The organism is Saccharopolyspora sp. NPDC049426, assembly GCF_040676935.1.
Taxonomy (GTDB): domain Bacteria; phylum Actinomycetota; class Actinomycetes; order Mycobacteriales; family Pseudonocardiaceae; genus Saccharopolyspora.
The window spans coordinates 69491-82162 of sequence record NZ_JBFAPZ010000005.1 but is presented as its reverse complement, the minus strand read 5'-3'; the positions used below and the strand labels follow the sequence as shown (position 1 = coordinate 82162).

General features: G+C 70.0%; 9 protein-coding genes. 4 read left to right on the top strand and 5 right to left on the bottom strand.

The window, feature by feature from the left end; all coding sequences use genetic code 11:
• The first annotated feature begins 50 nt into the window (after positions 1-50).
• Positions 51-1385, top strand: coding sequence for an MFS transporter (locus AB0J78_RS12145; RefSeq protein ID WP_363788974.1), 1335 nt, complete (start codon positions 51-53; stop codon positions 1383-1385).
• A 76-nt stretch (positions 1386-1461) separates the two neighbouring features.
• Here AB0J78_RS12145 and AB0J78_RS12140 read toward each other — a convergent pair whose 3' ends face one another.
• A complete protein-coding gene (locus tag AB0J78_RS12140) occupies positions 1462-2154 on the bottom strand; it encodes a GntR family transcriptional regulator (protein WP_363788973.1) in 693 nt (230 codons plus the stop codon).
• Between the two features lie 124 nt (positions 2155-2278).
• Between AB0J78_RS12140 and AB0J78_RS12135 the strand changes: the two genes are divergently transcribed.
• Positions 2279-3832: a thiamine pyrophosphate-dependent enzyme gene (locus AB0J78_RS12135; protein ID WP_363788972.1), complete on the top strand. Its 1554-nt coding sequence runs from the start codon at positions 2279-2281 to the stop codon at positions 3830-3832.
• Here the strand turns inward: AB0J78_RS12135 and AB0J78_RS12130 are convergent.
• A complete protein-coding gene (locus tag AB0J78_RS12130) occupies positions 3821-4930 on the bottom strand; it encodes an Ldh family oxidoreductase (protein WP_363788971.1) in 1110 nt (369 codons plus the stop codon). The genes AB0J78_RS12135 and AB0J78_RS12130 overlap by 12 nt on opposite strands.
• A complete protein-coding gene (locus AB0J78_RS12125; RefSeq protein WP_363788970.1) occupies positions 4927-5670 on the bottom strand; it encodes a ribonuclease activity regulator RraA in 744 nt (247 codons plus the stop codon). The genes AB0J78_RS12130 and AB0J78_RS12125 overlap by 4 nt, the downstream gene beginning before the upstream one ends.
• A gap of 133 nt (positions 5671-5803) precedes the next feature.
• Between AB0J78_RS12125 and araD the strand changes: the two genes are divergently transcribed.
• Positions 5804-7534 (top strand): L-arabinonate dehydratase, encoded by a 1731-nt coding sequence (gene araD / locus AB0J78_RS12120; protein ID WP_363788969.1) that lies wholly within the window; start codon positions 5804-5806, stop codon positions 7532-7534.
• 17 nt (positions 7535-7551) lie between these two features.
• Entirely contained in the window at positions 7552-8454 is a 903-nt protein-coding gene (locus AB0J78_RS12115) for a dihydrodipicolinate synthase family protein (RefSeq protein WP_363788968.1), read from the top strand.
• Here the strand turns inward: AB0J78_RS12115 and AB0J78_RS12110 are convergent.
• A complete protein-coding gene (locus AB0J78_RS12110; RefSeq protein WP_363788967.1) occupies positions 8448-8969 on the bottom strand; it encodes a hypothetical protein in 522 nt (173 codons plus the stop codon). The genes AB0J78_RS12115 and AB0J78_RS12110 overlap by 7 nt on opposite strands.
• A gap of 160 nt (positions 8970-9129) precedes the next feature.
• On the bottom strand, positions 9130-12507 hold the full coding sequence (locus tag AB0J78_RS12105) for a pyruvate carboxylase (protein ID WP_363788966.1): 3378 nt from the start codon (positions 12505-12507) through the stop codon (positions 9130-9132).
• Between the last annotated feature and the right edge of the window lie 165 nt (positions 12508-12672).

Sequence of the window (12672 nt, the reverse complement as noted above, 5' to 3'; positions counted from 1 at the left end):
GTCACCTAGCGTGGGATATGAGATATCATGCGTCACGACGGGGTGGTTGCATGCACGAACCCGCCATGTCCACTGCGACCCCGAAGCAGTCCGCCGGCAAGCGGTCCCAGATCCGGTGGTTGATGGTCATCCTGGTCGCCCTGGCCACCGCCATCGCCTACATCGACCGCGCGAACCTCAGCGTCGCAAGCGATTCCATGCAGCAGGAGCTCCAGTTCTCCGACGAGCTCAAGGGCGTCATGCTGTCGTCGTTCTTCTGGACCTACGCGATATTCCAGCTCCCGGGAGGCTGGCTCGTCGACCGCTACGGACCACGAGCGCTCTACGCGATCGCGGTCGTGTGGTGGTCGATCGGCACCGCGGCCACCGCGCTCACCAGGGGATTCGCCGGGGTGATCGGCTGCCGGCTGGCGCTGGGCATCGGCGAGGCCCCGGTGCAGTCGGCCAACGCCCGGGTGGTGTCGGAGTGGTTCCCGCGCAAGGAGCGGGCGTTCGCGTCATCCATCTTCGACACCGGCTCGGAGTTCGGCAGCGCGCTGTCGGTCCCGCTGGTGACGTTGCTGATCGCGCTGGTCGGATGGCGCGGTTCGTTCGTGGTCACCGGAGCGCTGGGCCTGGTGTGGGTCGTCGCGTGGCTGCTGATCTACCGCTCGCCGCGCAAGCAGAAGTGGGCCAACCAGGCCGAGGTGGACTACATCGAGAAGGGCGGCGGCCGCACCGAGGAGAAGGAGCTCGGCGACGCGGGCAAGCAGCCGATGAAGTGGCGCGACCTGTTCCGCTACTCGACGACCTGGGCGCTGGTGGCCGGCTACACCTGCCGGGGTGTGATCATCTACTTCTTCATCACCTGGTACCCGGACTTCCTGGTCAACCAGCAGGGATTCTCGCTGCTGGAACTGGGCCTGTTCGGGGCGATCCCGGGTCTGGCGGCGATGGTGGCGAACTGGCTGGGCGGGTTGTTCTCCGACTGGCTGGTGCGGCGCGGGACTCCGCTTCCGATGGCCCGCAAGATCCCGCTGGTGATCGGCATGGTCGGTGCGTCGACGATCGCACTGGCCTCGATCGCGCCGAATCCGGCGTGGGCGCTGGTGTTCCTCACCGTTTCCTACTGCAGCGCGGCGGTGTCCACGGGCGCCTTGCTGTCGCTCCCGGCGGACGTGGCCCCGACACCGCGCAACGTGGCGTCGCTGACCGGCGTGCAGAACTTCGGTTCGCAGCTGGGCGGGATCATCGGGCCGATCGTGATCGGGTTCCTGCTGGGCACCGGGCAGTTCGCCTACGTGTGGCCGCTGGTGTTCGCCGGGGCGATGTGCGTGCTGGGCGCGTTCTTCTACGCCTTCGTGGTGCAGGTCAAGCCCTTGGACGAGCAGAAGCCGATGTTCTGAGCGCGGCTCGTGCTGCGCGGTGGTGCCTGAGCGGTCCGCACGGCGCCACCGCGCAGCGCGCGGCTCGGAAAACCCCTCAGGACTCGGACTTCTCGGCCGATTCGAGGTTGGTCAGGGACTGCTGGACGTGCTCGCCCACGAGGCGTTCGGCTTCGTCGGCGTTGCCGTCGTGGACGGCGGCCAGGATCTCGGCGTGCTCGACGAACTCCTCGCGCCAGGTCGGCCAGCGGTCCCACAGCAAGTTCACCACGCCCAGCGCGGTGAGGTCCTGGAGGTCGTCGAGCTGGTCGATGACCAGGACGTTGCCGCAGCCGGAGTACAGCGACCGGTGGAAGCGGCGGTTGGCCATGCTCAGCGCGTGGTTGTCGCCCGCGCTGAGCAGCCCGGCGGCCTCGTTGAGCGCGTCCTGCGCGCGACGGACCACGTCGGGCGCACCGCTGAGGGTGGTCATCTTCGCCGCCCACGGTTCGAGCAACCTGCGGACTTCGTAGACCTTGCGGACGTCTTCGAGCGAGAGCTTGCGGACGGTGATGCCCTTGTTCGGCACCACCGTGACCAAACCGGTATGGGCCATGCCGATCAGGGCCTCGCGCACGGGTGTCTTCGACACTCCGAGCAGTTCCGACAGGCGCCGCTCGACCAGCGTCTCGCCTGGGCGCAGCTCGCCGGCCAGGATCGCGTTGCGGATGGAGTCCGCGACCAGGTCGGTGCGGCTGGCGGGCCCGCTGAGGGGACGCAGTCCGGAGGAATCACTGGCCAGCTGTGTCACACCTCCGATGATATATCAAGCCGTTCCGACACACCCGGGCGACCAGCGGATTCCGCACGTGGCTGTCGGCTTGACGTATGATATACCAACATCGCCAACGGATCGGACAGCTGCGAGGAACCCCATGCGTACAGTCGCCCAGGCCGTGGCCCGCGTGCTCGCCGACGCGGGAGTCGAACACGGCTTCACCGTGCCCGGAGAATCGTTCCTGGGATTGCTCGACGCGTTCGCCGAAACCCCGGAGCTGACGCTGGTTTCGACGCGGCACGAGAGCGGCGCGGCGTTCATGGCCGAGGCGTGCGGCAAGCTGCGCGGCGTCCCCGCCGTGGCGATGGCCAGTCGAGGCCCCGGCGCGACCAACCTGTCCATCGGCGTGCACACCGCCCGGCAGGACCACACCCCGATGGTGGTGCTGCTCGGCCAGGTCCCCTCCACCAAGCTGGGCATGGAGAGCTTCCAGGAGGTCGACCTCGCGGCGATGTTCGCCCCGTTGGCCAACTGGTCAGCGCAACCCGCTTCCGCCGCCGAGGTCCCGGGCGCGGTCGCCGAGGCGCTCGCGCGGGCGACCGGCCCGCGCCCGGGGCCGGCGGTGGTGGCGGTGCCCAGCGACTTCTGGGACGAGCCCTTCCCCGGCCCGCTGCCGGTCCCCGAGCCGTCGCCCGCCGAGGCACCCGACGTCGCCGCTGCGGCCGAACGGCTCGGTGCCGCGCGCAGCCCCGTGGTGATCACCGGAGCACGTGATCCCGCGAGCCATCGCGAGCTCGTCGCGACCGCCGAGGAGCTCGGGCTCGCGGTGTACACCGGTTTCCGGCGGCAGGACTCCTTCCCCGAGGACCACCCGAACTTCGCCGGGCACCTCGGCCTGTCGGTGCCGGACGCGCAGATCAAGGCGCTGGAGAACGCCGACGTGGTGCTGTCGGTGGGCATGCGGCTCGACGAGGTGACCAGCCAGGGCTTCCGGTTCCCGCTGCCCGAGCAGGACCACCTGCGGCTGCCGCCATCGGCGCTCGCCGAGTTGCGCGCGAGGACCCCGGGTCGGCGGCGTGACTGGTCGACCGCCCACGCGGCGGTGCGCGAGTTCATGGCCCCACCGGAATTCGACTCCACCTCCGCGCCGCACCCGACCGAGGTGGTGCGCGAGCTGCGGCGGCTCGCGCCGCGCGACGCGGTGGTCACCAACGACGCCGGCAACTTCTCCGGTTTCGCGCACCGCTACTGGTGTTTCACCGAGCCGCGCACGCAGCTCGGCCCGTGCAACGGGGCGATGGGCTACGCCGTCCCCTCGGCGGTGGCGGCGAAGCTCGTCGCACCGGAGCGCACCGTGCTCGCGATGGTCGGCGACGGCGGCGCGCTGATGACCGGCCAGGAGATCGAAACGGCCGTGCGGCACGAGGCGCCCGTGGTCGTGGTGGTGTTCCAGAACGGCCTGTACGGCACGATCGCGCTGCACCAGGTCAAGAGCAACCGCCCGATGTCCGCGGTGGGCATCGGTGCGGTGGACTTCGCGGGCTGGGCGCGGAGCCTCGGCGCCGCCGGGCACACCGTCGACACGCGCGACCAGCTGGAACCAGCGATCAGGAGCGCGCTGGGCGAGGACCGGCCGTGCGTGCTGGACGTGCGCATCGATCCCGACGTGCTCACCGCCGACGCACGGCTGGCGGACTTCTTAGAGAGCTGACTCCACTCCCGCGCGTCGGGCGACGCCGCGCAGCTGCTCGACGAGGGTGTCAGGCATCGGAATCCCTTCTCGGCAGCGCACTTCTCGTGAGGCGAACTGCGGATCTCCCGCCACCAGAACGGGTTCGTCCGGGTTCAGCGGTGGTGTTGCGTGCAGCCGGTCGATGGCGTCGTCGAGGTCGTCTTCGAACTCACCGGGTGGGCGGAACCCGCCCGGGTCCACGGCGAGGAAGAAGTGCCCGATGTTGTGCGGGTCCTCGGGTTTCCGGCTCGCCGGGAACGCGCCGCCGCACAGCGTGGCCGCCAGGACGTGGGCCATCATGCTCAGCCCGTAGCCCTTGTGCGAACCCATTTCCGCTGTTCCGCCGAGCGGTGTGAGGCCGCCGACGTCGTCGTTGCGGAGAATGCCGAGCGCCCGGCGCGCGTCGGTCACCGGCTGGGCGGCGTCGTCGACCACCCAGCCTTCGGGGAGGGGCTCGTCGTGGAAGTCGTAGACCTTGACCTTGTTGACGGCGGCCGTGGTGGTGGCGATGTCGAGCAGGAAGTGGGGATTGCGCCGGGCCGGCGCGGCGAAGGCGATCGGGTTGGTGGCCAGCATCGGCACCACCGATCCCGTCGGCGGCGAAGCGGGCAGGTTCGCCGAGCTGGTGACCAGTCCGACCAGCCCCTGCCTCGCGGCCATCTCGGCGTAGTGACCCGCCGCGCCGAAGTGGTGCGAGTTGACCACCGAGACCACGCCGACGGTGCCGGCCTTCGCCTTGTCGATGGCCATCCGCATGGCGAACTCACCGGCCGGATGCCCGATGCCGCCGTGGGCGTCGACCAGCGCCGATGCGGCGTTCTCGCGCACGACGGTGGGCCTGGCGCGCAGGTCGATCCTGCCCTCGGCGCGGAACTGCTCGTAGGTCATGAGCATCGACACGCCGTGCGAGTCGATGCCCGCCAGGTCCGTCTCGGCCATCACCTCGGCGGTGGTCTCGGCCAGGTCGTGGTCCATGCCCCACGCGGCGAGGACGTCGATGATCAGCGTGCGCACCGCCTCGGCGGAAACCCGCACCTCGCTCCTGCTCGCACCTGCGTCGGACCACAAATCGGTCACCTCCAATGGTTTTCGGCGGCCCACGACTCGTACTCGGCACGGGTGGCCTCGTCAGGCGGGTACGTCCCGCGCAGCGGACTACCGGATTCCACCTTGGAGAGGACGAAGGCTTCCAGATGTTCTTGCGCGGCAGCGGCTTCGGCGACCTCCTCGGCCAGGTGACGGGGGAGGCACACGACGCCGTCGGAGTCGCCGACGAGCACGTCGCCCGGGTAGACCGCGACCTCGCCGCAGCCGATGGGCACCTGCATGTCCACCGCGTGGTGCTGGATCAGGTTGGTGTTGGCGGACGGGCTCATCGCGAACGTCGGCATCTCCAGCGTCGCGAAGCCGTCCGAGTCGCGCACCGAGCCGTCGGTCACCACTCCCGCGCAGCCGCGGTGCAGCAGCCGGGTCGCCAGGATGTGGCCGAGCGAGGCGGCGCGCTGCTGCCCGCGCGAGTCGATGACCAGGACCTCGCCACTGCCCACCGATTCCACGGCCTTGCGCTGCGGGTGGTCGTAGTCCTGGAACACCGACAGCACGTCGACGTCCTCCCGCGCCGGGATGTAGCGCAGGGTGAACGCGACGCCGACCATGTTCACCTGCGCCGGGTTCAGCGCCCGCAGGCCCTGCATGAACTGGTTGCGCAGACCGCGCGAGAGCAGCTGCGTGGTGATGGTCGCCGTGCTGGCGTGGCGCAACGCCAGCAGGGTGCGCTCCGGCAGCGGATCGTGAGCCTTGACCGAGGTGTCCACCATCTTCGACCCTTCGCATCGTCGGATCTCTGAGATATCATATACCGCAGCCGCAACACCCGGTCCGCTCACGACACCGACCAGTCAAGTCACGCGAACGACGAAGTTCCAGACATCGGAAAGGGGGCTCGCCGGCATGTCCCGTCCCAGGCTCACCGCCGAGCAGCTGCGCAGTCACCGCTGGTTCGGCGTGGACACCATGCGCTCGTTCGGGCACAAGTCCCGCGCCAAGCAGATGGGCTTCGACGCCGAGGACTACTCGGGCAAGCCGGTGATCGGCATCGTCAACACCTGGAGCGACATCAACCCGTGCCACACGCACTTCCGGGAGCGCGCCGAGGACGTCAAGCGCGGCGTCCACCAGGCGGGCGGGTTCCCGCTGGAGCTGCCGGCGATGTCGCTGTCGGAGCCGTTCCAGAAGCCGACCACGATGCTCTACCGGAACATGCTCGCGATGGAGACCGAGGAGCTGCTGCGCTCGTACCCCATCGACGGCTGCGTGCTGATGGGCGGCTGCGACAAGACCACCCCGGGTCTGATCATGGGCGCGACCAGCGTCGACGTGCCCTCGATCTTCCTTCCCGCCGGACCGATGCTCAAGGGCCGCTGGAAGGGCGTGACCCTCGGCAGCGGCTCGGACACCTGGAAGTACTGGGCGCAGCGCCGCGCGGGAACCCTCGGCGAGCAGGAGTGGGGCGAGATCGAGGACGGCATCGCCCGCTCACCGGGCCACTGCATGACGATGGGCACCGCCTCGACGATGACCGCAGCCGCCGAGGCCCTGGGGCTGACGCTGACCGGCGGATCCTCGGTCCCCGCCGCGTTCTCCCACCACCCGCAGCTCGCGGTGGCCACCGGACGCCGGATCGTCGACCTCGTCTGGGAGGACGTCACGCCGCGGGAGATCCTGACCCGGGAGGCGTTCGAGAACGCCATCGCGGTGGTGATGGCGATGGGCGGCTCCACGAACGCGGTCATCCACCTGGTGGCGATGGCCGGTCGCGCCGAGGTCGACCTGCCGCTGGAGGTCTTCGACGACTGGTCCCGCGCGGTCCCGGCGCTGGCCAACATCCGGCCGTCCGGCGAGTACCTGATGGAGGACTTCTACGACGCGGGCGGGCTGCGCGGGCTGATGGCCGAGCTCGGCGAGCTGCTGCACCGCGACACGATCACCGTCAACGGCCGCACGCTCGGCGAGAACCTCGTCGGCGCCGAGATCCACGACACCGACGTGATCCGCCGCCGCGACGCCCCGCTGACCGAGCAGGGCGGGCTGGCGGTGCTGCGCGGCTCGCTGGCGCCGGACGGCTGCGTGATCAAGACCAGCGCGGCCAGCCCGGAACTGCTGCGGCACCGGGGCAGGGCGATCGTGTTCGACTCCTACGACGACATGGAGGCCCGCATCGACGCCGACGACCTCGACGTCGACGAGACCTCGGTGCTGATCCTGCGCGGCGCGGGCCCGCTGGGCGGGCCGGGCATGCCGGAGTGGGGCATGCTGCCGATCCCGAAGAAGCTTCTGCGACGAGGTGTTTCGGACATGGTCCGGGTCTCCGACGCGCGGATGAGCGGCACCAGCTACGGCACCTGTGTGCTGCACGTGGCGCCGGAGTCGGTCGCGGGCGGGCCGCTGGCGCTGGTGCGCGACGGCGACGTCGTCGAGCTCGACGTGCCCGGACGCCGGCTCGACCTGCACGTCGACGCCGAGGAGCTGGCACGCCGGCGTGGCGGGTGGACGCGGCCGGAGCCGGTCTTCTCGCGCGGCTACGGCAAGTTGTTCGCCCAGCACATCACCCAGGCCGACAAGGGCTGCGACTTCGACTTCCTCGAAGGCACCGGCGGCGCGCCCGAACCGGCGATCCACTGACGCGAGCGGAGGCGAGGATGTCCACCAGCGTCGATGCGCTGCGCGGGGTCACCGCGATCACCGTGACCCCGTTCGACGGCACGGGCGGACCCGACTGGTCCGGTTACGAGGCGATCGTGGCGCGGATGGGTGCGGCCGGAGTCCACGTGATCACGCCCAACGGCAACACCAGCGAGTTCTACGCGCTGTCCCGCCAGGAGTGGCAGCGGGCCAACGAGGTCACGATGGCCGCCGCCGGAGGCTCGGTGGTGATGCCCGGCATCGGCTACGACATCGCCACCGCCCAGGACATGGCCGTGGCGGTGCAGCAGCTCGGCGCACCGCTGGCGATGCTGCACCAGCCGGTGCACCCACACCAGTCGGTGGCCGGGTGGGCGGCCTACAACCGGCTGATCGCGCAGTCCGCGCCGGGGCTCGGTTTCGTGCTCTACGTCAAGGATTCCCGCATCGGCGCCGACGCGCTGGGCTCGCTGTTCGACGCGTGCCCCAACGTGGTCGGCATCAAGTACGCGGTCGCCGATCCGCTGCGCTTCGGCGAGATCTGCGCCGCGCTCGGCGCCGACCGGGTGGCCTGGTCCTGCGGGCTCGCCGAGCGGTGGGCGCCGTCGTTCTGGCCGCTGGGCGCGGCCGGTTTCACCTCGGGCGGCGTGAACGTCGCGCCGAGGCTCTCCCTGGACTACCTGTCGGCCCTGCGCAGCGGCGACCAGGCGGAGATCCGGCGGTTGTGGTCGCTGATCTCCCCGTTCGAGAAGATGCGGGCCGAGGACGCGACCGCCTGCAACGTCGCGGTGGTCAAGGAGGCCCTGGCCCAGCAGGGGCTGTGCGACGCAGGGGTCCGGCCACCGGCCGGTGGCCTGTCCTCGCAGCAGCGCGAACAGGTCACCGGTGTCCTGGCGTCCTGGTCGGAGGCCGGTTACTGACCGTCGATCCGGACGAACGCCTGGGCCGACGAGGCCCAGCGGTAGTGCTCGGTGTGCCCCTGCCCGGTGTCGAAGTCGTTGATCCGCACGGCGATGTCGTGGTGGAACATCTGGAACTCCTCCGGTACCTGGGTCCACACCGGTGGGCTGACCACGGTTCCCAGCGTGCGCGGCGCGGTGCCGCCCGGGTCCGTGGTCACGCCGATCAGCGCACGGGAGTACTCGGCGTCCCGCGGCCCGCACTCGATCAGGATCAGGGCGTCCTCGACCCCTTCGCCGGTGACGTCGACGTGGCCGATCGGCTTGTCCGGGGTGAAGCGGTAGACCCGGTCTCCGGCCTCACCGGCGCCGCCGGTGAACGAAACCACCTGCTTGGGGCAGGATCCCACCTGCGGCACCTCGAATTCGGCGTTGTGCCAGTCGATCCGCTGCACGTCGGCGGTGGCCGCACCGCTCGCTGCGACCAATCCCGCGGCCACGAGCACCCACGCGCTCGACGAGAACCACTTCCGCATGACGACCCCCAAGTGTTCAGCTGCGGCTCACTGGCTACCGGAAACACGGGCGCCCGTCGCGATCCTGTTGCCAGTCGGCCACGCTTTCACCGCATCGGATGAAGAACGGGCCGCCCTTCCGGAGAAGGGCGGCCCGTTCCAGGGGTCCGGCGTGGGTGGGTCAGCCGAGTTCGATGATGAGGTCTCCACCCTCGACCTGCTGCACCGCACCGATGGCGAGGCGCTTGACCTGCCCGCTCTGCGGAGCGGTGATGGCGGCCTCCATCTTCATCGCCTCGATCGTCGCGACCGTCTGGCCCGACTCGACGGCGTCACCTTCGGCGACCGCGAGGGTGACCACACCGGCGAACGGGGCGGGGACGTGGCCCGGGTGCGAGCGGTCGGCCTTCTCCGCGACCGGCAGATCGCTGGCCACCGAGCGGTCGCGCACCTGGATGGGTCGCAGCTGCCCGTTGAGCACCGCCATCACGGTGCGCATGCCGCGCTCGTCGGGTTCGCTGATCGCTTCCAGCCCGATGAGCAGCCGCACGCCGGGCTCCAGGTCGACCGAGTACTCCTCCCCCGGCTTGAGGCCGTAGAAGAAGTCCTTGCTGCGCAGCAGCGAGGTGTCGCCGTAGGCGTCGCGGTGGTCCTGGAACTCCTTGGTGGGCTTGGCGAACATCAACCGGTTGAGCGTGTTGCGCCGGTCGTTGACCAGCCCGTCGCGATCTTCGGTGGACAGGTCGGCGATCTTGCGGGTGGTGGTGCGGCCTTCCAGCGCGCGGGTGCGGAACGGCTCCGGCCAGCCGGCCGGCGGGTCGCCCAGCTCGCCCTGCAGGAAGCCGATCACCGAGTCGGGGATGTCGAACTTGCGCGGCTCGGCCTCGAAGTCGGCCGGGTCGACGCCCGCACCCACCAGGTGCAGGGCGAGGTCACCGACGACCTTGGAGGACGGGGTGACCTTGACCAGCCGGCCGAGGATCCGGTCGGCCGCCGCGTACATGGCCTCGATCTCCTCGAACTTGTCGCCGAGACCGAGCGCGACCGCCTGGGTGCGCAGGTTGGACAGCTGACCGCCGGGGATCTCGTGGGAGTACACCCGGCCGGTCGGCGAGGCCAGGCCCGCCTCGAAGGGCTGGTAGATCTTGCGGACCGACTCCCAGTAGGGCTCCAGGTCGCACACGGACTGCAGGTCCAGACCGGTGGTGCGCTCGGTGTAGTCGGTCGCGGCGACCAGCGAGGACAGCGCGGGCTGCGAGGTGGTTCCGGCCATCGACGCGGTCGCCGCGTCCACGGCGTCCACACCGGACTGGATGGCGGCCATGTAGGTGGCCAGCTGCCCGCCCGCGGTGTCGTGGGTGTGCAGGTGAACCGGGAGGCCGAACTCGTCCCGCAGCGCGGAGACCAGCTTCGCCGCCGCCGGCGCGCGCAGCAGCCCCGCCATGTCCTTGATGGCCAGCACGTGCGCGCCCGCATCGACGATCTGCTCGGCGAGCCGCAGGTAGTAGTCCAGTGTGTACAGCTTCTCGTCCGGATTGGACAGATCAGCGGTGTAGCACAGCGCGACCTCGGCGACGGACTTCCCGGTGTTGCGCACGGCTTCGATGGCCGGGCGCATCTGCTCGACGTCGTTGAGCGCGTCGAAGATCCGGAAGATGTCGATGCCGGTGTCGGTGGCCTCCTGCACGAAGTGCTCGGTCACCTCCGTCGGGTACGGCGTGTAGCCGACGGTGTTGCGGCCGCGCAGCAGCATCTGCAGGCAGATGTTGGGGATGGCCTCGCGGAGCTTGGCCAGCCGCTCCCACGGGTCCTCGGCGAGGAACCGCAGCGCGACGTCGTAGGTGGCGCCGCCCCAGCACTCGACCGACAGCAGGTCCGGCGTCATCCGCGCCACGTGCGGCGCGACGGCCAGCAGGTCCTTGCTGCGCACTCGGGTGGCCAGCAGCGACTGGTGGGCGTCGCGGAACGTGGTGTCGGTGACGCCGACGTTGTTGGCCTCGCGCATCCAGCGCGCGAAGCCCTCCGGGCCGAGCTCGGTGAGCTTCTGCTTCGAGCCGGGCAGCGGGGTGGTCGTCAGGTCGACCTCGGGGAGCTTGAAGCTCGGGTCGGCCGCGCTCGGACGCGGCCCGTTGGGCCGGTTGACGGTGACGTCGGCGAGGTAGTTGAGCAGCCGGGTGCCGCGGTCGGCGGAGTGCCGGGCGGTGAGCAGCTGCGGGCGCTCGTCGATGAACGAGGTGGTGACGCGACCTTCGGCGAAGTCGGCGTCGTCGAGCACCGCCTGCAGGAACGGGATGTTCGTGGAGACACCGCGGATCCGGAACTCGGCGAGGGCGCGGCGGGCGCGGCCCACCGCGATCTGGAAGTCGCGGCCCCGGCAGGACAGCTTGACCAGCATCGAGTCGAAGTGCGCGCTGATGCTGGTGCCGGCGAAGGCGGTGCCGCCGTCGAGGCGGATGCCCGCGCCGCCCGGCGAGCGGTAGGCGCTGATCATCCCGGTGTCGGGGCGGAACCCGTTGGCCGGGTCCTCGGTGGTGATGCGGCACTGCAGGGCGGCACCGCGCAGCTGGATCTTGTCCTGGGTCATGCCCAGGTCCTCCAGCGACTCGCCACCGGCGATGCGCAGCTGCGACTGGACCAGGTCGGCGTCGGTGACCTCTTCGGTGACCGTGTGCTCGACCTGGATGCGCGGGTTCATCTCGATGAAGACGTGGTTGCCGCGCTCGTCGACGAGGAACTCGACGGTTCCGGCGTTGACGTAGCCGATCTTGCGGGCGAACGCGACCGCGTCGGCGCAGATCCGCTCCCGCAGCTGCGGGTCGAGGTTCGGAGCCGGGGCGATCTCGATGACCTTCTGGTGGCGCCGCTGCACCGAGCAGTCGCGCTCGAAGAGGTGCACGACGTTGCCGTGGCTGTCAGCGAGGATCTGGACCTCGATGTGCCGCGGGTTGACCACGGCCTGCTCCAGGAACACCGTCGGGTCGCCGAAGGCGGACTCGGCTTCGCGCATGGCGGCTTCGAGCGCTTCGCGCAGCCCGGCGGGGTCGTCGACGCGGCGCATGCCGCGACCGCCACCACCGGCGACGGCCTTGACGAAGACCGGGAAGGTCATCTGCTCGGAGGCCGACAGCAGTTCGTCGATGTCCCGGGAGGGGGCCGAGGAGTCCAGCACCGGTACGCCGGCCTCGCGCGCGGCTGCCACGGCGGTGGCCTTGTTGCCGGTCATCTCCAGGATCTGCTGGCGCGGACCCACGAACGTGATGCCTGCTTCGTGACATGCCTTGGCCAGCTCGGGATTCTCCGAGAGGAAGCCGTAGCCCGGGTAGACCGCGTCGGCTCCCGCCTGGCGCGCGGCCTTGATGATCTCGTCGACGGACAGGTAGGCCCGGACCGGGTGGCCGGGTTCGCCGATCTCGTACGACTCGTCGGCTTTCAGGCGGTGCAGCGAGTTGCGATCTTCGTGCGGGAAGACCGCAACGGTCCCCGCTCCCAACTCGTAGGCCGCGCGAAAAGCGCGAATCGCGATCTCGCCGCGGTTGGCGACGAGCACCTTGCGGAACATGCCGGCTCCCTCGGATAACAGGCGTCGGTCGGTGTGAGTGACACTACCGCGAAAATTCCCCCTAACGGGAGAACCTGTTAGGTGACGAAGACCTCGACACCCCTCATGACCAGCCCAAACGCGTGACACGCACAAGCTGTAGCGGAAAGAAAATCATGACTTCTT